This is a genomic window from Cedecea colo, assembly GCF_011808225.1.
In the GTDB taxonomy this organism is placed as follows: Bacteria; Pseudomonadota; Gammaproteobacteria; order Enterobacterales; family Enterobacteriaceae; genus Dryocola; species Dryocola colo.
On the sequence record NZ_SOYS01000004.1, the window covers coordinates 185,969 to 208,659 of the forward strand.

Genomic DNA, 22,691 nt, shown 5'->3' on the forward strand with positions numbered 1-22,691 from the left:
ATGATCAACGTAATTCTTGCTACGCACGGCCCGCTGGCGGAAGGCATGCTCGCCAGCGCCCGTATGGTGTATGGCGAACTGCCGCACGTCTTTCCGGTCATGCTGAGTGAAACAAAAGGGATTAACAGTTTCCGCGATGAGTTCGCAGCGGTGCTTCATCAGGCCAGCAAAAAGGCCGACGGCGTGCTGGTGCTGTGCGACCTGCAAAGCGGTACGCCCTGGAACGTAGCCTGCCACCATGCCTTCGATCCTGATACCACGCCGCCGGTGGCGGTGCTTGGCGGCGTCAATTTCCCAATGCTGCTGTTAAGCGACGATATAAAAGATTTCCAGGACGTCAGGCAAGCCGCTGCTGAACTACTCGAACAGGCTAAAGACGCAGTGGTGCAGGCCCGCCTGGTTGAAACAACACAATCCGATGATTTTTAAGGGGGAACGATGAGCATTTCCTTTGTACGCATTGACGACCGGGTAATTCACGGCCAGCTCGTCACCCGCTGGGCGAAAGAGTTACCGTGCGACGGCATCGTTGCCATCGATGACGCGGTTGCCGCCGACCCGCTGCTCTCTTCGGTAATGAAGGGCGCGGTGCAGGATATCAAAGTCTGGCTGTTTGATACCGCCACGGCTATCGAAAAGCTGCCGAAAATCATTGCCAGCGAAAAGCGTTATTTCGTGATAGGCAAATCGCCCGTCACGCTCAAACGCATCGAAGAAGCGGGCGTCAGCCTGCAAAACGCCAATCGCAAAATTAACGTCGGGCCGATGAGCGCCCGCGCCGGGACTACCACCATCGGACCTAATCAGTCAGTAAGCCCGGAAGAGGCGGCAGCGTTTGATTTTCTGTCGCAACGCGGCCATCAGGTTGAGTTTCGCCTGGTGCCGGACGCCAGCAGCTATAGCTGGCAGGACGCGCGTCTTAAAATTAAATAGAGGGATGCATTATGGCTTTTGAAGCTGCATTAATCGGCATTCTTTGTTACCTCGGTGCGCTTAGCAGCCCATGGCTGCTGGGCCTTACCGGAGGCTGGTATTTAATTACCCGCCCGCTGGTTTCAGGAATGTTAGTCGGGTTTATTCTCGGCGATGTACAAACCGGGATTATCATCGGCGTGGCCGTGCAGGCGGTCTACATCGCGATGGTAACCCCCGGAGGCTCCATGCCCGCCGATCTTAACTTTGTCGCTTTTCCGGCAATCGCGCTGGGCATTTTATCTGACAAAGGGCCGGAAGTGGCTGTCGCCCTGGCGGCAACCATCGGCATTGCGGGCACCGTGTTGTTCAACGCCATGCTGGTTCTTAATTCGTGGTGGAACCACCGGGCAGACGTCGCGCTGGAAAAAGGCGACGAGCGCGGTATTTACCTCAACAGCGCTATCTGGCCGCAGGTCACCAACTTCCTGATGCGCTTTATTCCGACGTTTATCGCCGTCTATTTCGGCGCGCAGTACATCAGCGCCTTTATGGACAGCCTGCCGCATATCGTGCTGTCGACAATGAACGTGCTCGGCGGCATTTTGCCTGCGGTAGGTATCGCTATCCTGCTTAAGCAGATAATCAAAAATTACAGCATGCTGATTTACTTCCTGGTGGGCTTCATCTGCATTGTCTTCCTGAAGCTCAATATGGTGGCGCTGGTGATTGTCGGGGCGCTGCTGGCGCTTATCCATTATAACTACAAACCGGAACCGCACGCGGCAGGCGCGGTCAGACCGGCTGACGACGAGGATGAATTCTGATGGCAGAACGTAAACTCACCCGCCAGGATCTCAGGCGCTGCTGGCGTAGCTGGATGATGTACAACCTCTCGTCCATGAGCTTTGAACGCCTTGAGTCCTTTGGTTTTTGTCTGAGCATGCTGCCGGTGGCGAAAAAGCTCTATCCCGACGAGCAGGAGCGCAAAGATATGCTCAGGCGCCACGCGTCATTCTACAATACCGAGCCGCAGCTAGGCGCGATTGTAAATGGCATGGTGCTGGGGCTTGAAGAGAAGCGCGCGAACGGAGAACCGATAGACGGCGAAACCATCAACACCCTGAAAGTGGGCCTGATGGGTCCGGTTGCCGGTATCGGTGATTCGATGATCCCCGGCATGCTGATCCCTATTTTGCTGAGTATCGGCATGGCGCTGGCGGCGGGCGGCAATATTCTCGGGCCGCTGTTTTACTGCGTTGCCTGGCTTGCCATTATCATCCCCGGCTCGTGGTTCCTGTTTTTGAAGGGCTACCGCATGGGCTCGACCTCCGTTGAGATGCTGGTCAGCAGCAAATCAACACGCCTGCGTGAAGCGCTATCGCTGCTTGGCGTCTTCGTGATGGGCGGCGTGGCGGCAAGCTACGTGAAGCTTGGCACCGGGCTGGAATTCGTCACCAAAGACGGCGTGAACATTCATTTGCAGCAGATGCTGGATGGAATATTCCCGCAGCTTCTGCCGCTTCTCGTGGTGATTGGCAGCTGGTATCTGATGGCGAAACGCGGTCTCTCACCGGTGAAGGCAATGCTGCTGTTGCTGGTGCTCGCCGCAGCGGGTGTGGCGGCAGGGCTGTTTGCTTAATGAATTTAATGGGTGGCTTCGCGCCACCCATTAATCGTTAAGGATGAAAATTCACCCATTTCTGCGTGGCGATCCCCGGCTTCGAAATAAACTGGAAGCGTGCCGGGTCCGCAATAAACTGCTGATACAGCGGCTCATCGGTTATACCAAATTCAGCGTAGCTACGCGGTGAAACCACCTGTAATCGGCCCGGCATATAATGCCGGTTATGCTGCCAGGCAATATGTTCATCCTGCAAGAGCGGATACCACGCCAGCCCTTTGTATGCCCGCACCGCATCGTATTCAAACCCGTATTCTCGGTCACACCAGGCACCAAACGTCAGCGGTTCGTCCGGCGAGGCGGAAATGGTCGCATGCGCCCAACCCGGCGGCACCAGCACCTTTTCGCCAGGCCCGGCACAGACGGCGAAGCAGCGGCCAGGATCGTCGGCAACGTATTCCTGCATATAGATAATCGCCTTACCCTGCCAGATTTCATACAGCTCCGGCGGCGACCAGCCGCTGTGCGCGCTGATGCGGTGGATATGGCCCTGGCTACGAATGGGCTCATCGCCCAGCCGCCCGCTTGCATACGTCACCACACCAAACAGCAGCATACGCTTTTTGAGCTCTTCGCGATCCTTAAGCCGGGAGACATCCATAACGATGGCATAAACGTCCTCAGGGCCGGCGCATTGCGGATCGCGAAGCGAAGCGCGGATCTGATTGAGCTTGCGGATCTCCGGCAGCGGGCCGATCGTCTCTTCGCCATAGCTGAATCCCATCGGCGAATGATGGATTGTCATATCGAGACCAAAATTAAAGCGTTGTTCAGCCATGCTGCACCTCTTTCGCCTGAATTTTGCCGTCCTGCTCAATCACTCGTAACGCAAAGCCGTGCGCCAGCGCTGCGTAGTCGTGCCCGGCAACGCTCGGCCAGACGGCAAGTGCGGAAAGCACCTCGCTGCCGGTGTTAATCAGGCGATGAGCGGTAAAGCCGGGAATGATGTGGACGGAGCCAGGCGATATCTGTTCGAGGCGCGCTACGCCCTGTTCGTTTTGCAAAAGCAGCAGACCCGTACCGCGCAGCCCAAAATAGACCTCACCCTGCTCGCGACGCTGATGGAAATGACCGCGGGTCATATAAAACTCGTCGCCTACACGGCCCGGCTGCAGGTGCGTGATGCCTACAAACAGTTCACCTTCGCCCTGCGGAGAACGTAGCATTTCGACCCGGTAAACAGGCGTATCGACAGGGATCGCTTGCCATGCGGCCCGATCGTAAAAGACGCCGCTCAGATCGCCGCAGCGCGTGATTTTTTTAATACCATTTTCAGCCGTGAACTGGCCGGACAGGAACGCCACGCCCGGTGGCATGCTTGAAGGAATGTTCATCGTTTTTCTCCGGCCCAAGGAGAACTGCCTGACCAGTATAATAGGTTAAACGATTAACCCAACGCCCGGAACGGAAAACAGCGATCCCTGTCGCGTTTAAAAATTACGGCGCCAGCGCCAGCACGTCGGCTACCCAGGCGCGGAATGCCGGTACGTCTAAATCCAGCGCAACCTGCGCATTGGCCTGTTGCTGGTAGCGGTTTTCAATATCCACAACCGTTGTGCCCGCCGTATATTCACCATGCGTTTCCACCGCCACAAAACAGGGTTGCATGCGGAACAGCTCCGGCTTAATTAACCAGGCAATCGCGCACAGATCGTGCATGCGCAAACCAGTTGCCATGCTGCCGCTACGATAGTGACTAAATAACGCATGGAGCATTTTTGCGGTCCGATTAAGCTGTGGAAGCTGTTGCAGATAGTCAGGGCTAAGCATCGCCTGATTAGTCACGTCCAGCCCGCACATAACGATATCCAGCCCGCTATCAAATACGCGCGCGGCGGCTTCCGGGTCAATGGCGATATTAAATTCGGCGGTTGGGGTGAAGTTGCCCCGTCCGGCGGAACCGCCCATCATTACCAGCCGTTTGATTTTTGTCTTGCTGTCAGGGTATTGCATTAACAACAGCGCGATGTTGGTCAGCGGGCCGATGGTGACCAGCGTAACGGGCTCGTCGCTGCTATAAAGGCACCGGTAAATCGCCTCGAAAGCGGGCATGTCGAGCGGCTTACGTGAATGCTCAACGAAAGCGTAGCCTTCCATGCCGGATTCGCCATGCACATAAGCGGCATCGCGCAGCTTACGCACCAGCGGCGTGGCAGCACCCTGTGCGACAGGGATATCTTTCTGCCAGAAATGCATAAGTTGCAGCGCGTTACGCGTGGTTTTTTCTACCGAGACATTGCCGGCAACGGTGGTGATAAGCTTTACATCAAGCTGCGGCGCAAAGAGCGCGGCGGCAATCGCCACCGCGTCGTCGATACCGGGATCGGTATCAAGAATGATTGGGGTTCTGCTCATGCTTTCCTCCATAAAAAATGCCAGACGATTTTCATCATCCGGCATCTTCGCATTTTTGTTAGCGGCCTGCGTTACTCTACTTCACGAACATCCATACGCAGCTCACGCGGCACTTCAAAAACGATGTTCTCTTCGCGCCCTGTCAGCTCGCGGGTTTCGCTGCCGCCCAGTTCACGCAGGCGGGCAAGCACGTTTTGCACCAGGATATCAGGCGCGGAGGCGCCAGCGGTAACGCCGACACATTTCGCGGCCGTTACCCAGCCTTCCTGAATATCCGCCGCATCGTCAATCAGATATGCCGCTTTACCCATACGTTGCGCAAGCTCGGCCAGACGATTGGAATTGGACGAGTTTTTCGAGCCAACCACCAGCACCACATCCGCTTCATCAGCCAGCGCACGCACCGCTTCCTGACGGTTGGTGGTGGCGTAGCAAATATCGTCTTTACGGGGACCGATAATTTTCGGGAAGCGGTGACGCAGCGCGTCAATCACATCGGAAGTATCATCCACGGAGAGCGTGGTCTGCGTCATAAACGAAAGCCGGGCCTCATCTTTCACATCCAGCTTGCTGACATCTTCCGGTGATTCAACCAGGTACATTCCCCCTTTCGGGTTGCTGTACTGGCCCATGGTGCCCTCCACTTCCGGATGGCCTGCATGGCCAATCAGAATGGATTCTTCGCCACGACGGCTGGCGCGCGCCACTTCCATATGCACCTTGGTGACCAGCGGGCAGGTGGCATCAAACACCGTTAAATCACGGCCTTTGGCTTCGTTGCGTACCGCCTGGGAAACCCCATGCGCGGAGAAAATCAGAATCGCACCGTCCGGCACTTCGCTGATTTGCTCGATGAAAATCGCCCCGCGCGTGCGAAGGCTATCCACTACATAGCGGTTATGTACCACTTCGTGACGAACATAAATTGGCGCGCCGTACAGGGCCAGCGCGTTTTCCACAATGCTGATAGCGCGGTCGACCCCGGCACAAAAGCCGCGTGGGTTAGCCAACAGGATCTGCATTCAACGCCTCCAGTACCGGGTTAACTTCCAGTACTTCGATATCAAAATGGATGGTTTGCCCGGCGAGCGGGTGATTAAAGTCAACGGTGATGGAATCACCGTTGACTTCACGCACGACGCCCGGCATCTCGCTGCCATCCATTGCGGTGAAAAGCATAATCGCACCCGGCTCCGGCTCGCCCGCGTCGACAAATTCGCGACGCGAGAAATACTGGATCATGTCCGGGCTGGGTATACCAAACGCGGATTCTGGCGCCAGAGAAAAGGCTTTTTTATCGCCGGCCTTCAGACCGACAAGCTGATCTTCCATGCCCGGCGACAGGGTTTCATCGCCAAGCGTAAAGAGCGCCGGCTTACCGTTGTTACGGGTGGACTCAGCGGTGGAGCCGTCTTCGAGTTTCAGCGTGAAATGCACCAGAACCCGGCTGTTGGCCTGTATGGAATCAGCCATTGGTTACCCTTTTTGCTTTGCGGGCTTGTTGGAGGAGACAAAAAATCCCTCCAGCACAATCAGCGCCGCGCCGATACAGATTGCCGTATCGGCCAGATTGAAGGTGGCAAAGTGCCAGTCGCCAACATAGAAGTCGATCATATCGACCACAAAACCATGCCAGAGCCTGTCAAACAGGTTGCCCAGTGCGCCGCCGATAATTAAAGCATAGGCGATATTATTGAGCTTCTGGCTCGCTTTGGCGCGATACATTAGCACTGCCAGCACCACGCTGATACCAATAGCGATACCCGCGAAGAACCAGCGCTGCCAGCCGCCTTTATCGGCAAGGAAGCTAAATGCCGCGCCGTAGTTACGGGCGTAGTGCAGATTCAGCGACGGGAACAGCGATACGGTATCCCCCAGCATAAAATGCTGGAGAATAAGATACTTGCTGCCCAGATCGACGATCAGCACCGCGACCACCAGCCACAGCCAGCGCAGGCCGGTAGAAAGAATCGGTTTACTCATCAGGCAAATTTACGCTTTTCGCCGTCACCGGCTACGTTGCTGACACAGCGGCCGCAGATTTCTGCGTGTTCCGCTACCTGACCGGCATCTTTGGTGTAGTGCCAGCAGCGCGGGCACTTCTCACCGTCGGCTTTACGCAAGGCGACTTTCAGACCCTTAACGATTTCACTCTGTTGCGCGTCGTCACCCGCCTGCGCATAATCCGCAACTTCGGCTTCGGAGGTCAACAGGACAAATCGTAATTCTTCGCCGAGGCTGTTCAGCTTCGCCGCCAGTTCGCTGTCTGCATACAGCGTTACCGCCGCTTCCAGAGAACCGCCAACGCGCTTATCAGCACGCGCCTGTTCAATGACTTTGTTCACTTCGCCACGCACCGTTAATAGCGTGTCCCAGAAGTCATTGTTCATCGCTTCGCTGTCGGCAAGACCGAACAGGCCTTCGTACCACTCGCCGGTAAAGACGTATTGCTCGCGTTTACCCGGCAGGTAACCCCAGATTTCGTCTGCGGTGAAGGACATGATTGGCGCCATCCAGCGAACCAGCGCTTCTGCGATATGGAACAGCGCGGTCTGGCAGCTGCGGCGCGCCCGGCTTTCCGCTTTCGCGGTGTACTGGCGATCCTTGATAATGTCGAGATAGAACGAACCCATTTCAATGGAGCAGAAACGCATCAGGCGCTGCACCACTTCGTGGAAGTCATACTTTTCGTAGGAAGCCAGGATATCGGCCTGCGCTTCTTGCGCGCAGCCAACGGCCCAACGATCGAGCCGAACCATATCTTCCGGTTTCACCATGTCGGTTTCTGGATTAAACCCGTTCAGGTTCGCCAGCAGGAAACGCGCGGTGTTACGGATACGGCGATAGGAATCAGCGGCACGTTTGAGGATTTCGTCAGAAACCGCCATTTCGCCGGTGTAATCGGTAGAGGCCACCCACAGACGCAGGATATCCGCGCCCAGTTTGTTCATCACATCCTGCGGAGAAACGGTGTTACCGATGGATTTGGACATTTTGCGGCCCTGACCATCCACGGTAAAGCCGTGCGTTAATACCTGACGGTATGGCGCTTTGCCTTTCATGGCGGTGGAAATCATCAGGGAAGACATGAACCAGCCGCGATGCTGATCCGACCCTTCCAGATACATATCCGCCGCGTGGCCGTTGAATTCCGGGCGCACATCAACAACGGATGAGTGCGTTGAACCGGAATCAAACCAGACGTCCAGGGTATCCGGCACTTTGGTGTAATTGTCGGCGTCGTCACCCATGATGTCGCGCGGGTCGAGATCCCACCACGCCTGGATGCCATCTTGTTCTACGCGCTTAGCGACTTCTTCCATCAGCTCCAGCGTGCGCGGATGCAGCTCTTCGGTCTCTTTATGTACGAACAGAGACATCGGTACGCCCCAGGTACGCTGACGAGAGATACACCAGTCCGGGCGGTTCGCCACCATGGACTCGATACGCGCCTGGCCCCATTCAGGGATCCACTGCACGCTCTTGATCTCTTTCAGAGACTGCTCGCGCAGGCCTTTTTGATCCATGCTGATGAACCACTGCGGCGTTGCACGGAAGATGATCGGCGTTTTGTGACGCCAGCAGTGCGGGTAGCTGTGCAGCAGTTTTTCAACGTGCAGCAGAACGCCTTTATCACGCAGAATATTAACGATCAGATCGTTGGCTTTAAACACCTGAATGCCGTCCAGCCCTTCGTAAGTCCCCGGCAGATAGCAACCGTCCGGACCAACCGGGTTAGCAATTTCCAGGCCGTATTTCTGGCTGATCACGTAGTCGTCCGGGCCGTGGCCACCGGCGGTATGAACCGCACCGGTACCGGCTTCCAGCGTAACGTGCTCGCCCAGAATTACCGGCACGTCGAAATCCAGGAACGGATGCTTAAAGCGCATCAGCTCCAGCTCTGCGCCCTTCGCGGTGCCCAGCACCTGCCAGTCGCTGATAGCCGCACTTTTCATCACGCTTTCGAGCAAATCTTTCGCCACGATCAGCGCCTGGCCATCAACCTGCACCAGCACGTACTCGAATTCAGCATGCAGGGAAACGGCACGGTTAGCCGGCAGCGTCCACGGCGTGGTGGTCCAGATAACCATCGAAACCGGACCGTTAACCTGCGTCGCACCAAATTTGGCTTTTACCGCTTCGGCATCAACTGCCTGGAAGTTAACGAAGATAGACGGGGAAGTTTTGTCGTAGTACTCCACTTCCGCTTCAGCCAGCGCTGAGCGGCAGTCGACACACCAGTGCACCGGCTTCGCCCCTTTATGCAGATGGCCGTTACCGATGATTTTACCGAGCGCACGGATGATGTTCGCTTCGGTGTTGAAATCCATGGTCAGATACGGACGTGACCAGTCGCCCAGCACGCCCAGACGGATGAAGTCCGCGCGCTGACCATCAACCTGCTCTGCCGCGTATTTACGGCATTCTGCACGAAACTCCGCCGCAGAGACTTTCTCGCCCGGCTTGCCGATAAGCTGTTCTACTTTCAGCTCGATTGGCAGACCGTGGCAGTCCCAGCCCGGAACGTACGGAGAATCAAAACCGGAAAGCCCTTTGGACTTCACGATAATGTCTTTCAGAATCTTGTTAACCGAGTGACCAATATGAATGCTGCCGTTCGCGTAGGGAGGGCCATCATGCAGGATAAAGGATTTTTTGCCTTTTTTTGCATTACGGATGATGCCGTACAGGTCATCACCATTCCAGCGCGCCAGCATGCCCGGTTCGCGTTTGGCGAGATCGCCGCGCATCGGGAACCCTGTTTCCGGCAGGTTCAGGGTAGATTTAAAGTCACTCATTAGATTCTCGGTTCCGTATTTCGGTGTTGAGGAAAGTCTGCTCAGGCTTTTGACCCGAAAAACTCGCGGGCTGTTACCACGTCTTTTGCGATTTGCGCCTTGAGTTCATCAAGCGAGGCAAACCGCTGTTCATTGCGTATTTTTTTACGCAGCACCACATCTATATGGTGCCCATACAGGTCCATTGCAACGTCCAGCAAATGGACTTCTAACTGCTGGCGCATCCCCGCAACCGTTGGGCGGGTGCCGATATTGGCCACGCCAGGCAACAGCTTATCGCCGAGGCCCGCTACTTCTACCGCAAAGACCCCTTTAACCGGGGAAACCTGACGACGCAGCGGTAAATTCGCCGTCGGGAAGCCGATGGTACGGCCTAATTCATCACCGTGAACGACGCGCCCGGAGATGATAAACGGATGCCCTAGCAGGCTCTGGGCCAGTTCAAGGTTGTCATCCGCCAGCGCCTGGCGAACCGCCGTGCTGCTGATGCGCACGCCATCTTCGCAAAAGGTTTGCGTACTGGTGACGTCAAAACCGTATTCCTGGCCAGCCTTCTGTAATAACAAGAAATCCCCCTGGCGACCAGCGCCAAAGCGGAAATCGTCCCCGACGGCGAGAAACTTTACCCCGAGGCGGTCAACCAGCAGATCGCTGACAAAATTTTGCGCCGTCAGGGCGGCAAAGCGACGATCGAACCGAACACAAAGCACGTAGTCCACGCCGCATTCGGCCAGGTAACGTAGCTTTTCGCGCAGCCTTGTCAGGCGCGCGGGGGATTTTCCAGCAGCAAAAAGCTCAAGCGGTTGTGGCTCGAAGATCATGACCATCACCGGAAGATTGCGCGCACGCCCCTGGGCACACAGCCCTTGTAGCAGAGACTTGTGGCCTCGATGCACGCCATCAAAATTACCAATGGTGAGGACACACCCGTGGTGATTCTGGCGCAAATTATGTATGCCGCGTATCAGCTTCATGGCTGGCTCAAAACAGTGGAAATCGGCGGATTATACCAACTACCGCGATGAACGTTAACCAACGATTGCCCCCTTTGGCATAAAGCTTTAAGGATTTCATTGCGCTGAAGGAGAGTTTCAGCATTCAAGCGCGCCATTGAACGAATTTTGTTAGCGAAAGGCTGTATTCATAGCCATGAAGCTGGTAGAATCCGCGCCATCACAACGTAAGAGGTGTCGTAAGTTTAACGGCGCTTATTTGCACAAATCCATTGACAAAAGAAGGCTAACCGGGCATATTCCTCGGCCTTTGAATTGTCCACATAGATCATATTTGGGAGTTGGACCTTGGCTAATATCAAATCAGCTAAGAAACGTGCCGTACAGTCTGAAAAGGCTCGTAAGCACAACGCAAGCCGTCGCTCTATGATGCGTACTTTCATCAAGAAAGTATACGCAGCGATTGAAACTGGCGACAAAGCTGCTGCACAGAAAGCATTTAACGAAATGCAACCAATCGTGGATCGTCAGGCTAGCAAAGGTCTGATCCACAAAAACAAAGCTGCGCGTCATAAGGCTAACCTTACTGCGCAAATCAACAAACTGGCTTAATCGCCTTTGTGTTGTCAGCTTGAAAAAAACCGGCTCGCGCCGGTTTTTTTATGCCTGAAATTTAGCGCTTACTTAAAAAGCGCCGAGTAATCCCTTTTACAGACGCGCTGCACCGCCGGGTGCTGAATCATGCGCTCTGCAAAAATAGCGTGATATTCTTCCATCACATTCTCAATCCGCCCGACCTCAACGATGCTGTCGTCGTTATAAATATCTTTTCTATAAAGCGTGGGCGCAACGAAAATGGCGTTATGCGCGGCACCAAATGCTTTCATCAGCGCGGCATCGTCAAACTCACCGAGTATTTCCACCTTCAGACCCTGCCCGTTAATCCAGTTAAGGATTTTACGTCCGAGCATTGATCGTCGGCCAGGTATCAATAAACGTCTCGTTTCAAGACAGGCCGGGAAAGGTAAATCCGGCAGCGGATTCTGGCACCAGAAGCTGATACCGCACTCGCCAATTTTGACCGAGAACAGCCCTTCCTGCTGCGTCGAATCAATCGGGCAGTCGGAAATAATCATATCCAGCTTGTGCTGGCTGAGCTGCTCCAGCAGCATTTCGTGAGTGGATTCAAAACAGCGCAGATGAATTTGTTCATCCTCCACCACCGCCGCATCCAGCACGCCGCTCACCAGCCGTTTGGAAAGCGCGTCAGCAACGCCAACGTCAAACAGCAGGCTGGACTCTTTGCGGTAGTTAACGATATCCAGCATTTCCTGGCTTAGGGTGAACATACGGTCCGCGTAACGAAATACCAGCTGCCCCAGTTCGGAAGGCTCCAGCCCGCGTCCTTTGCGCTTAAACAGCTTACCGTCCAGCCGCTCTTCCAGCGCTTTTATCTGGCCGGTGATCGTTTGTGGCGTCAGATAAAGCGCATCCGCCGCACCCACCACGGACCCTTCTTTGCAGACGTGCCAGAAATAGTAGAGATGGTTGTAATTGATATGCGACACGCGGCTTTCACTCCCTGAGAAATATCCACTAGCAGACGGCAACCCGCCGTCAGCGTGAAAATCACGCTGAAAAACGGCTTCTTAACATACTGTAGCCCACCACGGCGGAAAGCAGCGACCCCAGAAGAATACCGAGTTTAGCCCAGGTAATAAGCTCCGGATCAACGCTGCCAAAGGCAAGTGAAGCGATGAAGATCGACATAGTAAAGCCGATCCCGCACAGCACGCCCACGGCCATAATGTCTTTTCCCGTTGTTCCCTCCGGCAGGCTCGCCAGCCTGAGCTTTAATGCAGCCCAGCAGAACAGGCTGATGCCCAGCGGTTTACCAATAAACAGGCCAGCAATAATGCCCATCGGCAGCAGCGACGTTAATCCTTCAAACGTCACGCCGTTTAAGGAGACGCCTGCGTTGGCAAACGCGAACAGCGGCAGTATTAAGAATGCCACCCACGGATGCAGTACATGTTCCAGCTCACGCGCAGGCGATCGGCCTTCTTTTTCTTTCAGCGGAATAAAGAAACCTATAATCACCCCGGCAAGCGTTGCGTGAACGCCAGACTTCAGCACCGCCGTCCACAGCACAATGCCCACCAGAATATACAGGCCCGTGCGGCGGACGTTACAGACGTTCAGCAAAGCCAGCACCGCAATCGCTCCTGCGGCCACCGCCAGCGACAGTAAAGAGAGATCGCTGGTATAAAACAGGGCGATAATAATGATGGCGCCAAGGTCATCGATAATGGCCAGCGCCATCAGGAATACCTTTAAAGCGGCAGGCACGCGGTTGCCCAGCAGCGCCAGAATACCCAGCGCGAAGGCGATATCCGTCGCGGCCGGAATGGCCCATCCTTCACGGGTAATAGGATCCTGATAGTTGAAAATTAAATAGATAGCGGCGGGAACAATCATGCCCCCAAGCGCTGCAATCATCGGGAAAGCGGCCTGACGGCGGTTTGCCAGGGAGCCTTCAACCATTTCACGTTTTACTTCCAGACCAATCATCAAAAAGAAGATGGCCATCAAAGCGTCGTTCACCCACAGCAGCAGATTTTTACTGATATCCAGAGAACCAATGCGCACTTCAACAGGCGTGGCTAAAAACGCCTGATAAAAGCCGCTGGTGAATTCGAAGTTAGCCAGAATCATCGCCATAACGGCGGCAAAGATCAGCAGGATGCCGCTTGCGGCATCGCCATGGAAAAAGCGTTGTAGAATTTTCGTCATTCTTTCATCCTGTATACACGCGGTTAAGCCGATACCAGGTCGCCAAAATAACAGCCAAAATATTTCGATAAAAGTAGTTTATATGGCAGAAACAGATCGGTAAAAACGAATTAAAAGCGCCACAGGCTTAACGACCTGCCGCGAATAAAAAAACCTGAACCGAGGCTGTCGATTCAGGTTTTTATTTTTATTGCACAATGCGCTGATTTATTTAGTTAAATCATCAAAAAATCTTTTCACACCGTCAAAGAAGCTCTTAGAGCGCGGGCTGTTTTTCTCGCCGCTTGGTCCACCAAAGCTCTCTTCCAGATCGCGTAAAAGCTGCTTTTGTTTATCATTCAGGCTGACAGGCGTTTCCACTACGACGCGGCACAGCAGATCGCCCTGTGCACCACCCCGTACGGATTTCACACCTTTGCCGCGCATTCTGAACAGCTTACCCGTTTGCGTTTCGCTCGGCACTTTCAGATTTACGCGGCCATCCAGCGTCGGCACTTCAATCTCACCGCCCAGCGCTGCCATAGCAAAGTTGATCGGTACTTCGCAGTAAAGGTTGTTGCCTTCACGCTCGAAGATTGGATGCTGCTTAACCTGCACCTGAACATACAGGTCGCCTGACGGCGCGCCATGTTCGCCTGCTTCACCTTCGCCTGCCAGGCGAATACGATCGCCGGTATCCACGCCAGCCGGGATTTTCACCGACAGGGTTTTGGTTTTTTCTACACGGCCATGGCCATGACAGGTGTTGCACGGATCTTTAATAATGGTGCCGCGGCCCTGACAGTGCGGACAGCTCTGCTGCACGGTAAAGAATCCCTGGCGCATTTGCACCTGGCCCTGGCCGTGACAGGTTGGACAAGTCTGCGGTTTGGAGCCAGCTTTCGCACCGCTGCCGTGGCAAACGTCACACTCTTCAAGCGTTGGAATGCGGATCTCTTTGGTCACGCCGCGAACCGCTTCTTCCAGCGTTAAATCCATGTTATAGCGCAAATCGGCACCGCGTGCGGCGCGCTGACGGCGCCCGCCGCCAAAGATGTCACCGAATACGTCGCCAAAGATATCGCTGAAGTCGGCACCGCCGCCGCCAAACCCGCCGCCGCCCATGCCGCCTTGCTCAAACGCAGCGTGGCCATACTGGTCATACGCAGCACGCTTTTGCTCGTCGGTCAGGATTTCGTAGGCTTCTTTGATCTCTTTAAACTTACCTTCGGCCTCTTTGTCACCCTGATTACGATCCGGGTGGAATTTCATCGCCAGGCGTTTGTAAGCTTTTTTGATTTCACGTTCGTCCGCAGACTTCGGAACGCCTAAAACCTCGTAATAGTCTTTCTTCGCCATCTTTTTGTTCTGCCCCTAACATGCGTGCACGGGCGTGGAGAAAACTCCTACGCCCGTGCCAGTGTTTCAACCGCTCAAAGGGCGATTATTTCTTGTCTTTAACTTCTTCGAACTCAGCGTCAACAACGTCGTCGTCTTTGCCGGCGTTAGTCGCGTCTGCCGCGTTGCCCGCCTGCTGTTCAGCGTGTTGCTGCTGAGCCAGTTCCATCAGCTTCTGGGAAACCTGCGCCAGCGCCTGCATTTTCGCTTCGATATCGGCTTTGTCTTCGCCTTTCAGAGAAGTTTCCAGCGCGGTCAGCGCAGACTCGATAGCAGTTTTGTCGTCAGCCGGCAGTTTGTCGCCCGCTTCTTCAACTTGCTTACGGGTGCTGTGCAGCAGATGGTCGCCCTGGTTGCGGGTCTGCACCAGCTCTTCGAACTTACGGTCAGATTCGGCGTTAGCTTCCGCGTCACGGACCATTTTCTGGATTTCTTCTTCGTTCAGACCAGAAGAAGCTTTGATAGTGATCTTCTGCTCTTTGCCGCTATTTTTGTCTTTCGCGGAAACGTGCAGGATACCATCGGCATCGATATCGAAAGTCACTTCGATCTGCGGCATGCCGCGCGGTGCCGGGCTGATACCATCCAGGTTGAACTGACCCAGAGATTTGTTATCAGACGCACGCTTACGTTCACCCTGAATCACATGGATGGTTACCGCGGACTGGTTGTCTTCAGCGGTAGAGAACACCTGGCTGTGCTTGGTCGGGATGGTGGTGTTTTTGTTGATGAGCGCAGTCATCACGCCGCCCATGGTTTCGATACCCAAAGAGAGCGGGGTAACGTCCAGCAGCAGTACGTCTTTCACTTCACCCGTCAGAACACCACCCTGAACGGCAGCGCCGATTGCCACGGCTTCGTCCGGGTTAACGTCTTTACGTGGTTCTTTACCGAAGAACTCAGCAACTTTTTTCTGCACCATTGGCATACGGGTCTGACCGCCGACCAGGATAACGTCCTGGATGTCGGATACGGACAGGCCAGCATCCTGCAATGCAACTTTCAGCGGCTCGATAGAACGGTTTACCAGGTCTTCGACCAGGGATTCCAGCTTCGCGCGAGTCACTTTGATGTTCATGTGTTTTGGACCGGTCGCGTCTGCGGTGATGTACGGCAGGTTCACGTCGGTCTGCTGTGCAGAAGAGAGTTCGATTTTCGCTTTTTCCGCAGCTTCTTTCAGACGCTGCATTGCCAGCGGATCGTTACGCAGATCGATACCCTGATCTTTCTTGAACTCTTCCACCAGGTAGTTGATCAGACGGCTGTCGAAGTCTTCGCCGCCCAGGTGAGTATCACCGTTGGTTGCCAGAACTTCGAAGGTTTTCTCGCCATCAACTTCATCGATTTCGATAATAGAGATATCGAACGTACCGCCGCCCAGGTCGTAAACCGCAATAGTACGGTTGCCAACTTCTTTATCCAGACCGTAAGCTAGTGCCGCTGCGGTCGGTTCGTTGATGATACGTTTTACTTCCAGACCTGCGATACGACCGGCGTCTTTGGTTGCCTGACGCTGCGCATCGTTGAAGTAGGCAGGAACGGTGATAACCGCTTCCGTTACCGGCTCGCCCAGGTAATCTTCAGCCGTTTTCTTCATTTTTTTCAGCACTTCAGCAGAGATCTGCGGAGGCGCCATTTTTTGGCCTTTAACGTCGATCCATGCGTCGCCGTTATCAGCGCCGATGATTTTGTACGGCATGATGGCTTCATCACGCTGTACTTCTTCATCCTGGAAACGACGGCCAATCAGGCGCTTGATCGCAAACAGGGTGTTCTGCGGGTTAGTCACTGCCTGACGTTTAGCCGGCTGACCAACCAGAGTTTCGCCATCCTGGGTATATGCGATGATGGAAGGCGTGGTGCGATCGCCCTCGGCGTTTTCCAGCACGCGTGCCGTGTTGCCATCCATGATTGCTACACAAGAGTTGGTTGTACCCAAGTCGATACCAATAATTTTACCCATCTAAACGTCTCCACTTAAAATTTGTTCGTCATGTGGTTGTGAACCTGTTATGCGGGCAAACAAGTGCGTTTCAACTGCCCAAACACGTTTTTTTCAGGTCCGCCAACTGCGGTTGGATACAAGATGGGGTCGGCTTGTCCGCCATCAAGGGGCAAAGCAAAAAAAATTTTCGTCCTCATACCCGTTTAGATCATAGTTTCCGGCCTGCCATCTGATTATGATGCCGCGCCCCGCAGCCCTCTAATGGCCGCGTGGTCTTTATTCATATTACGTTTCAGATGAATTTTCAGAGGAACTATGGGCAACACTAAGTTGGCTAATCCCGCTCCCCTGGGCTTAATGGGCTTTGGCATGACCACCATTTTGCTCAACCTGCACAACGCAGGCTTTTTTGGTTTTGACGTTATTATTCTCGCCATGGGAATCTTCTACGGTGGAATCGCACAGATTTTCGCGGGCCTGCTGGAGTTTAAAAAAGGGAACACTTTCGGTCTGACCGCATTCACTTCATATGGCGCTTTCTGGCTGACGCTGGTCGCTATCATCCTGCTGCCGAAAATGGGCGCGGGTGAAGCTGCCGATGCTAATTTCATGGGCGCATACCTGGGCACGTGGGGCGTATTTACGCTGTTCATGTTCTTTGGCACGTTGCAGGCTGCACGTATGCTGCAGTTCGTATTTGCAAGTCTGACCGTGCTGTTTGCCCTGCTCTCCATCGGCCACTTTGTAAATAACGAAAGCATTATTCACGTTGCGGGCTGGGTCGGCCTGGTTTGTGGCGCAAGCGCTATTTACCTGGCAATGGGCGAAATGCTCAACGAGCAGTTTGGCCGCACCGTGCTGCCAATCGGTGAAAAGCGCTAATTCCTGTCCTGAGCCGCAAAAGACAAGCGGAGCCTGGCTCCGCTTTTTTTATGAATGTTGCAGCGGCCTTTCCACCACCACATCTTCGTAATTCAAATCCTGGCGCAGCCAGATCCCCAGTGCGAATCCAACCAGCGCCAACGCCAGCACGTACCAGGCCGGCGCCATTGGGGAAACGCCCATCAGCATGGTAACAAAGATTGGCGTAAGGCCGCCGAAGATGGCGTACGACACATTGTAAGAAAAAGAGATGCCGGTAAACCGCACTTCTGCCGGGAATGCCCGCACCATCACAAAGGGTACCGCACCGACTACCCCAACGCTCAGCCCTACCAGGCCGTACAGCATAAACAGGTATTCAGGATAAACAGGGGTAAGGTGATAGAACATCCAGCTACACACGGCCAGCAGCAGGCCGCCTATAATAAAAGTTTTGCTCGCACCGATACGGTCGACAAACAGGCCCGCCGCAATACAGCCGATGCACAGCATAACGGTGGCGATACTATTCGCCTGAAGCGTCAGCGCAGGCGCAATACCCACCTGCTTTTGCAGCCAGGTCGGCGACATTAAAATAACCACCACAATACCCGCTGAAAGCAGCCAGGTCAGGAGCATTGAAACCACCACCGCTTTCTTATGTTTAACCACAACGGATTTGAGCGGCAGCTCTTCGGCCAACGCTTTGCGTTTTTGCATCTCAATAAAGACGGGCGTTTCCTGCAGCCAGCGACGCAGATACATCGCCACCAGCCCGAAGATACCGCCGAGGAAGAACGGAATACGCCAGCCGCCGTCGTGGATAGCGTCCTGTGTCATGGAGGTATTGATAAGCGTTGCGACGACAGATCCCAGCAAAATGCCGACGGTTAACCCGGCCGTAAGCGTTCCACAGGCGATACCGATACGTTTATAAGGCACGTGCTCGGCAACGAATACCCATGCGCCAGGCACTTCACCGCCGATCGCAGCGCCCTGAAGGACACGCATCAGAAGCAGTAACAGCGGAGCCGCAATGCCAAGCGTGGCGTAGGTCGGCAGCAAGCCAATCGCCAACGTCGGCAGGGCCATCAGCAGAATGCTCAGCGTGAACATTTTCTTGCGCCCGACAAGATCGCCAAAGTGAGCCATCACGATGCCGCCCAGCGGTCGAGCCAGATAACCAGCGGCAAAAATCCCGAAGGTTTGCACCTGGCGCAGCCATTCCGGAATATCCGCCGGGAAAAAGAGCGCGCCGACGACCGTGGCGAAAAAAACAAAAATAATAAAATCGTAGAATTCGAGCGCGCCGCCGAGGGCGGCGAGAGTCAGGGTTTTGTAATCCTGACGGTTCAGAGGTCTTGCTGGTGATGTCGTTGCTTTTTGTATGGCCATAAGGAACCGCGCGTCAAAGAGGAGTGTGATAATTATTGCCGTTTAGCTGTAAAGCAAACATTACTATAACGGTTAAATATCGGCACTCCACAGGCACTGCATCTTATGTCATAAACGCCATAACTTTAGGATTTTGTCTCGCGTATAGCGCTCTTGGGACGAAAAGCTGCTACTACTGTCGGATCGGTTTCAATATATGGCCCGTCCAGCAGCTGTACACAATAAGGTACACTGGCAAAAATACCGGGCACAATTACTTTACCGCTCTCATCTTTCACGCCTTCAAGCGTTTCCTGAATGGATTTCGGCTGGCCCGGCAGATTGAGGATCAGCGCCTGTTTACGAATCACTCCCACCTGGCGAGAAAGGATTGCCGTCGGCACAAAATGCAGGCTTATTTGCCGCATCTGCTCGCCAAAGCCGGGCATTATGCGGTCGGCAATCGCAAGCGTTGCATCCGGGGTAACGTCGCGGCGAGCCGGGCCGGTTCCGCCGGTCGTCAGCACGAGGTGGCAGGTCATTTCATCGACGAGTTCGCAAAGCGTTTGTTCGATTATCGACTGTTCGTCTGGAATCAGGCGAGTTTCAATCTGAAAAGGTATGGTAAGCGTACGCTCAAGCCAGGCAGCCAGTGCCGGAATGCCTTTATCCTGATAGACGCCGCTTGAGGCGCGGTCAGAGACGGAAACTAAACCAATGCGTAAGTTATTCATATCATTCCCTGGGAGTCAAATCTTAGGCGGAATGATACACGGCGAAGGGAATTGCAGACAGGGGATAACGCTAAAAAGCGTGACCGGGAACCCCGGCCACGTCAATGATTACAGCAGATCGCCGATCGTTTTTTCCAGTTTTTCCTGGTCGATTGCAAACTTGCGGATACCGTCAGCCAGTTTATCAACGGCCATTGGATCCTGGTTGTGCTGCCACAGGAACTGGGATTCGGTGATACGCTCAGGACGGGCCTTCACCTCGCCGCTGTACGCCAGTTTACGCTCAACCGCGCCTTCGCTTTCTGCTAGTTCTTTAAGCAGCGCTGGAGCGATGGTCAGACGGTCGCAGCCGGCCAGCTCAAGAATTTCGCCAAGGTTACGGAAGCTTGCGCCCATCACCACGGTCTCGTAGCCGTGCTGTTTGTAGTACTGATAGATTTCAGCTACGGACACCACGCCCGGATCTTCAGAAGCCGCGTACTCTTTCTTATCGGTGTTAGCTTTGTACCAGTCGAGGATACGGCCAACGAACGGAGAGATCAGGAACACGCCTGCTTCTGCGCAAGCACGCGCCTGAGCAAAGGAGAACAGCAGGGTCAGGTTACAGTTGATGCCTTCTTTTTCCAGCTGCTCAGCAGCGCGGATGCCCTGCCAGGTAGAAGCCAGTTTGATCAGGATACGATCGTTGCTGATGCCCTCGTCGTTGTAGAGCTTAATCAGACGTTTTGCTTTCGCGATGCTGGCTTCAGTGTCATAGGACAGACGAGCGTCAACTTCTGTAGAAATGCGGCCCGGGATCAGTTTCAGGATTTCCAGACCAATGTTTACCGCCAGCTTGTCGGTGGCGTCCACAACCTGCTGTTCACGGTTGCTGCTCTGCTCACGCGCCCACGCCACCGCATCGTCAATCAGTTTGCGGTATTCAGGGATTTGCGCTGCGTTCAGAATCAGGGAAGGGTTAGTCGTAGCATCCTGCGGCTGGTAGAGCTTCATTGCCGCGATATCTCCGGTATCAGCAACCACTGTGGTTAGCTGACGCAGGGAGGTCAATTTATCCGTCATGATAGTGTTTCTCGTCAGGTGTAGCTTGTTAGGGAGATGTAACCGGTCTTGCCTGATGATATCACGACGCAAGTCAGGTGCAACCGTAGCAACACGCCGCCAGGAGGCTGACGCAAATATGATAAACCGCCTGAAATATTTGCAAGCGTTATTATGAATTGCGCGTTAACGACGCTATCCGCCCGGTCCTGTCAAGCTTTGACAAAAGGTACGTTAACTATCCATTTTCTGCAATTTATCAACAACATATTGTGAAGATCATTGCTGCTCTACCCGCTTACCGGCGCGGGCATCTGGTTTACTTTTCGCTGTGGTTTTGTCCAGTTCCGCTATTTTATCCAGTTTCGCTCGTTTATCAGGACACAGCCCTCTCACGACAGCGCGGGGATTTCCCCCTTCCGGGCGCTTTGTACAAGCCTTGCCGCACGCGTCGGCAGCGGCAATATCGCAGGCGTTGCGCTGGCGCTAACGATGGGCGGCCCCGGCGCGATTTTCTGGAGGTGGGTAGTGGCCCTCATCGGCATGGTGACTTCCTTTGCAGAATGTTCCCTAGCGCAGCTCTATAAACGCCATACAGGCAAACTTCATTGCCAATGCGGCAAGCCATGCCTTTGCCGTGCCGAAAACCTGGGTGGGTATCCTGCTGGCAGGAAGCGGCTTCAGAGTTGCTGGCGTTTACGTCAGGCCAGGCGATGCCGACGGGAATTATCGCTTTTTTCATCTTTCTGCTCGTCTTCACTCTTGATCCTGATCGTTTCCCGAAATCAAAAACCAGCTGGCTTCGGGCGTGTGCAACGACATTAGCGTCACTAAAAACCGGCGCTAATCGCATCCATTGGCGGATACTTTCGGGAAATTTGTTAAAGTAGGCGGCATAATTTGCAAGGAGCGAACATGCTGATTGTTATTTCACCCGCTAAAACGCTTGATTACCAAAGCCTTCTGCCAACCGATCGCTACACTCAACCGGAACTGCTGGAGCATTCGCAGCAGTTAATCGGTATTGCCCGCAAGCTCAGCGCGCCGCAAATTGCCTCGCTTATGAGCATCAGCGACAAACTGGCCTCCCTCAACGAAACCCGCTTCCACGAATGGCACCCGGATTTCACGCCGCAGAACGCGCGCCAGGCTATTCTGGCTTTTAAGGGCGATGTGTACACCGGCTTACAGGCTGAAAAATTTAGCGATGCTGATTTTGACTTTGCCCAACAGCATTTACGTATGCTGTCGGGATTGTATGGCGTGCTACGTCCGCTGGATCTGATGCAGCCTTACCGTCTGGAGATGGGAATTCGCCTGGAGAATCCGCAGGGCAAAGACCTTTACCATTTCTGGGGTGATACCCTTACCGAGAAGCTGAACCAGACGCTGGCAGATCAGGGCGATAATATTCTGATAAACCTGGCTTCAGACGAATATTTTAAAGCGATAAAACCGAAGAAATTGCAGGCTGAAATTATTAAGCCTGTCTTCCTCGATGAGAAGAACGGCAAATTTAAAGTTATCAGCTTCTACGCCAAGAAAGCGCGTGGGCTGATGAGCCGTTACATCATTGAAAACCGGCTCACCCGGCCTGAACAGCTAAGCGCCTTTAATATCGATGGCTACTTCTTTGATGAAGCGGCATCGGCTAAAAACGAACTGGTGTTTAAGCGTCACGAGCAGTAAAACAAAACGCCAGCTTTACGCTGGCGTCAGACCGATGACAAATTTTATAGCTTACGAAGTTCTGAAAAATGTCAACCTAAAATTAACAGCAAAATCAATCCATTGATTTTCGGCCATTAATCACAAAGAAGGAAGAATCACGCTTTTTCCTTCTTTGTCAGCAACCTGACGCCA

Annotated in this window: 22 protein-coding genes and 1 pseudogene; 8 read left to right on the forward strand and 15 right to left on the reverse strand. The window is 54.0% G+C overall.

Features of this window, described 5'->3' with window-relative positions:
* The 4 genes from E2L00_RS11215 to E2L00_RS11230 are packed head-to-tail and all read left to right on the forward strand — an operon-like array spanning position 1 to position 2,554.
* On the forward strand, positions 1 to 429 hold the full coding sequence (locus E2L00_RS11215) for a PTS sugar transporter subunit IIA (protein WP_167611260.1): 429 nt from the start codon (positions 1 to 3) through the stop codon (positions 427 to 429).
* 9 nt (positions 430 to 438) lie between these two features.
* Entirely contained in the window at positions 439 to 933 is a 495-nt protein-coding gene (locus tag E2L00_RS11220; RefSeq protein WP_167611263.1) for a PTS sugar transporter subunit IIB, read from the forward strand.
* 11 nt (positions 934 to 944) lie between these two features.
* Positions 945 to 1,739, forward strand: coding sequence for a PTS mannose/fructose/sorbose/N-acetylgalactosamine transporter subunit IIC (locus E2L00_RS11225; RefSeq protein WP_167611266.1), 795 nt, complete (start codon positions 945 to 947; stop codon positions 1,737 to 1,739).
* Complete coding sequence (locus tag E2L00_RS11230; RefSeq protein ID WP_167611269.1) at positions 1,739 to 2,554, forward strand: PTS system mannose/fructose/sorbose family transporter subunit IID; 816 nt, start codon at positions 1,739 to 1,741, stop codon at positions 2,552 to 2,554. Before E2L00_RS11225 ends, E2L00_RS11230 begins: the two co-directional genes overlap by 1 nt.
* Positions 2,555 to 2,591: 37 nt before the next feature.
* Here E2L00_RS11230 and E2L00_RS11235 read toward each other — a convergent pair whose 3' ends face one another.
* From E2L00_RS11235 to ribF, 8 genes are all read right to left on the reverse strand, one after another.
* The gene (locus tag E2L00_RS11235; RefSeq protein ID WP_167611272.1) at positions 2,592 to 3,374 is read right to left on the reverse strand and encodes a glucose-6-phosphate isomerase family protein; all 783 of its coding nucleotides are present in this window, start codon (positions 3,372 to 3,374) and stop codon (positions 2,592 to 2,594) included.
* Complete coding sequence (locus E2L00_RS11240) at positions 3,367 to 3,930, reverse strand: glucose-6-phosphate isomerase family protein (protein ID WP_167611275.1); 564 nt, start codon at positions 3,928 to 3,930, stop codon at positions 3,367 to 3,369. Before E2L00_RS11240 ends, E2L00_RS11235 begins: the two co-directional genes overlap by 8 nt.
* Before the next feature lie 103 nt (positions 3,931 to 4,033).
* Positions 4,034 to 4,951: a ribonucleoside hydrolase RihC gene (gene rihC / locus E2L00_RS11245; protein WP_167611278.1), complete on the reverse strand. Its 918-nt coding sequence runs from the start codon at positions 4,949 to 4,951 to the stop codon at positions 4,034 to 4,036.
* A 71-nt stretch (positions 4,952 to 5,022) separates the two neighbouring features.
* Positions 5,023 to 5,973 carry a 4-hydroxy-3-methylbut-2-enyl diphosphate reductase gene (gene ispH / locus E2L00_RS11250; RefSeq protein WP_167611281.1) on the reverse strand — a complete coding sequence of 317 codons (951 nt, stop codon included), beginning with the start codon at positions 5,971 to 5,973 and terminating at the stop codon, positions 5,023 to 5,025.
* On the reverse strand, positions 5,954 to 6,424 hold the full coding sequence (gene fkpB / locus E2L00_RS11255) for an FKBP-type peptidyl-prolyl cis-trans isomerase (RefSeq protein WP_167611283.1): 471 nt from the start codon (positions 6,422 to 6,424) through the stop codon (positions 5,954 to 5,956). The genes ispH and fkpB overlap by 20 nt, the downstream gene beginning before the upstream one ends.
* 3 nt (positions 6,425 to 6,427) lie before the next feature.
* Entirely contained in the window at positions 6,428 to 6,934 is a 507-nt protein-coding gene (gene lspA, locus E2L00_RS11260; RefSeq protein ID WP_167611285.1) for a signal peptidase II, read from the reverse strand.
* Positions 6,934 to 9,750, reverse strand: coding sequence for an isoleucine--tRNA ligase (gene ileS / locus E2L00_RS11265; protein ID WP_167611288.1), 2,817 nt, complete (start codon positions 9,748 to 9,750; stop codon positions 6,934 to 6,936). The genes lspA and ileS overlap by 1 nt, the downstream gene beginning before the upstream one ends.
* Before the next feature lie 41 nt (positions 9,751 to 9,791).
* The gene (ribF, locus tag E2L00_RS11270; RefSeq protein WP_167611290.1) at positions 9,792 to 10,724 is read right to left on the reverse strand and encodes a bifunctional riboflavin kinase/FAD synthetase; all 933 of its coding nucleotides are present in this window, start codon (positions 10,722 to 10,724) and stop codon (positions 9,792 to 9,794) included.
* A 327-nt stretch (positions 10,725 to 11,051) separates the two neighbouring features.
* On the opposite strand from ribF, the gene rpsT reads away from it, so the two are divergent.
* The gene (gene rpsT, locus E2L00_RS11275; RefSeq protein WP_039897887.1) at positions 11,052 to 11,315 is read left to right on the forward strand and encodes a 30S ribosomal protein S20; all 264 of its coding nucleotides are present in this window, start codon (positions 11,052 to 11,054) and stop codon (positions 11,313 to 11,315) included.
* A gap of 68 nt (positions 11,316 to 11,383) precedes the next feature.
* Here rpsT and nhaR read toward each other — a convergent pair whose 3' ends face one another.
* The 4 genes from nhaR to dnaK all read right to left on the reverse strand — a co-directional run bounded on the left by nhaR (position 11,384) and on the right by dnaK (position 16,836).
* Positions 11,384 to 12,271: a transcriptional activator NhaR gene (nhaR, locus tag E2L00_RS11280; protein ID WP_167611293.1), complete on the reverse strand. Its 888-nt coding sequence runs from the start codon at positions 12,269 to 12,271 to the stop codon at positions 11,384 to 11,386.
* Between the two features lie 61 nt (positions 12,272 to 12,332).
* The gene (gene nhaA / locus E2L00_RS11285; RefSeq protein ID WP_167611296.1) at positions 12,333 to 13,496 is read right to left on the reverse strand and encodes a Na+/H+ antiporter NhaA; all 1,164 of its coding nucleotides are present in this window, start codon (positions 13,494 to 13,496) and stop codon (positions 12,333 to 12,335) included.
* A 207-nt stretch (positions 13,497 to 13,703) separates the two neighbouring features.
* A complete protein-coding gene (dnaJ, locus tag E2L00_RS11290; protein WP_167611299.1) occupies positions 13,704 to 14,834 on the reverse strand; it encodes a molecular chaperone DnaJ in 1,131 nt (376 codons plus the stop codon).
* Between the two features lie 85 nt (positions 14,835 to 14,919).
* The gene (dnaK, locus tag E2L00_RS11295; protein ID WP_167611302.1) at positions 14,920 to 16,836 is read right to left on the reverse strand and encodes a molecular chaperone DnaK; all 1,917 of its coding nucleotides are present in this window, start codon (positions 16,834 to 16,836) and stop codon (positions 14,920 to 14,922) included.
* A gap of 297 nt (positions 16,837 to 17,133) precedes the next feature.
* On the opposite strand from dnaK, the gene satP reads away from it, so the two are divergent.
* A complete protein-coding gene (satP, locus tag E2L00_RS11300) occupies positions 17,134 to 17,700 on the forward strand; it encodes an acetate uptake transporter (protein ID WP_167611305.1) in 567 nt (188 codons plus the stop codon).
* A 48-nt stretch (positions 17,701 to 17,748) separates the two neighbouring features.
* Here satP and E2L00_RS11305 read toward each other — a convergent pair whose 3' ends face one another.
* The 3 genes from E2L00_RS11305 to tal form a co-directional block, all read right to left on the reverse strand.
* Positions 17,749 to 19,074 (reverse strand): MFS transporter, encoded by a 1,326-nt coding sequence (locus E2L00_RS11305; protein ID WP_167611308.1) that lies wholly within the window; start codon positions 19,072 to 19,074, stop codon positions 17,749 to 17,751.
* Positions 19,075 to 19,199: 125 nt separating this feature from the next.
* Positions 19,200 to 19,787 (reverse strand): molybdopterin adenylyltransferase, encoded by a 588-nt coding sequence (mog, locus tag E2L00_RS11310; protein WP_167611311.1) that lies wholly within the window; start codon positions 19,785 to 19,787, stop codon positions 19,200 to 19,202.
* 108 nt (positions 19,788 to 19,895) lie between these two features.
* On the reverse strand, positions 19,896 to 20,849 hold the full coding sequence (gene tal / locus E2L00_RS11315; RefSeq protein ID WP_167611314.1) for a transaldolase: 954 nt from the start codon (positions 20,847 to 20,849) through the stop codon (positions 19,896 to 19,898).
* Between the two features lie 261 nt (positions 20,850 to 21,110).
* On the opposite strand from tal, the pseudogene E2L00_RS21600 reads away from it, so the two are divergent.
* Both E2L00_RS21600 and yaaA read left to right on the forward strand, forming a co-directional pair.
* A pseudogene (locus E2L00_RS21600) lies at positions 21,111 to 21,416 on the forward strand (alanine:cation symporter family protein); the annotation flags it as partial.
* 327 nt (positions 21,417 to 21,743) lie between these two features.
* Positions 21,744 to 22,517, forward strand: a complete 774-nt coding sequence (gene yaaA, locus E2L00_RS11325) for a peroxide stress protein YaaA (RefSeq protein ID WP_167611317.1) — start codon at positions 21,744 to 21,746, stop codon at positions 22,515 to 22,517.
* Positions 22,518 to 22,691: the final 174 nt, after the last annotated feature.

Coding starts and splice junctions, on each gene's coding strand:
- E2L00_RS11215 (WP_167611260.1), top strand. CDS start 1: ATGATCAACGTAATTCTTGCTACGCACGGCCCGCTGGCGGAAGGCATG.
- ileS (WP_167611288.1), bottom strand. CDS start 9,750: ATGAGTGACTTTAAATCTACCCTGAACCTGCCGGAAACAGGGTTCCCG.
- yaaA (WP_167611317.1), top strand. CDS start 21,744: ATGCTGATTGTTATTTCACCCGCTAAAACGCTTGATTACCAAAGCCTT.
- E2L00_RS11220 (WP_167611263.1), top strand. CDS start 439: ATGAGCATTTCCTTTGTACGCATTGACGACCGGGTAATTCACGGCCAG.
- tal (WP_167611314.1), bottom strand. CDS start 20,849: ATGACGGATAAATTGACCTCCCTGCGTCAGCTAACCACAGTGGTTGCT.
- dnaJ (WP_167611299.1), bottom strand. CDS start 14,834: ATGGCGAAGAAAGACTATTACGAGGTTTTAGGCGTTCCGAAGTCTGCG.
- dnaK (WP_167611302.1), bottom strand. CDS start 16,836: ATGGGTAAAATTATTGGTATCGACTTGGGTACAACCAACTCTTGTGTA.
- E2L00_RS11240 (WP_167611275.1), bottom strand. CDS start 3,930: ATGAACATTCCTTCAAGCATGCCACCGGGCGTGGCGTTCCTGTCCGGC.
- ispH (WP_167611281.1), bottom strand. CDS start 5,973: ATGCAGATCCTGTTGGCTAACCCACGCGGCTTTTGTGCCGGGGTCGAC.
- lspA (WP_167611285.1), bottom strand. CDS start 6,934: ATGAGTAAACCGATTCTTTCTACCGGCCTGCGCTGGCTGTGGCTGGTG.
- rihC (WP_167611278.1), bottom strand. CDS start 4,951: ATGAGCAGAACCCCAATCATTCTTGATACCGATCCCGGTATCGACGAC.
- E2L00_RS11235 (WP_167611272.1), bottom strand. CDS start 3,374: ATGGCTGAACAACGCTTTAATTTTGGTCTCGATATGACAATCCATCAT.
- E2L00_RS11305 (WP_167611308.1), bottom strand. CDS start 19,074: ATGGCCATACAAAAAGCAACGACATCACCAGCAAGACCTCTGAACCGT.
- E2L00_RS11230 (WP_167611269.1), top strand. CDS start 1,739: ATGGCAGAACGTAAACTCACCCGCCAGGATCTCAGGCGCTGCTGGCGT.
- E2L00_RS11225 (WP_167611266.1), top strand. CDS start 945: ATGGCTTTTGAAGCTGCATTAATCGGCATTCTTTGTTACCTCGGTGCG.
- satP (WP_167611305.1), top strand. CDS start 17,134: ATGGGCAACACTAAGTTGGCTAATCCCGCTCCCCTGGGCTTAATGGGC.
- ribF (WP_167611290.1), bottom strand. CDS start 10,724: ATGAAGCTGATACGCGGCATACATAATTTGCGCCAGAATCACCACGGG.
- fkpB (WP_167611283.1), bottom strand. CDS start 6,424: ATGGCTGATTCCATACAGGCCAACAGCCGGGTTCTGGTGCATTTCACG.
- mog (WP_167611311.1), bottom strand. CDS start 19,787: ATGAATAACTTACGCATTGGTTTAGTTTCCGTCTCTGACCGCGCCTCA.
- nhaA (WP_167611296.1), bottom strand. CDS start 13,496: ATGACGAAAATTCTACAACGCTTTTTCCATGGCGATGCCGCAAGCGGC.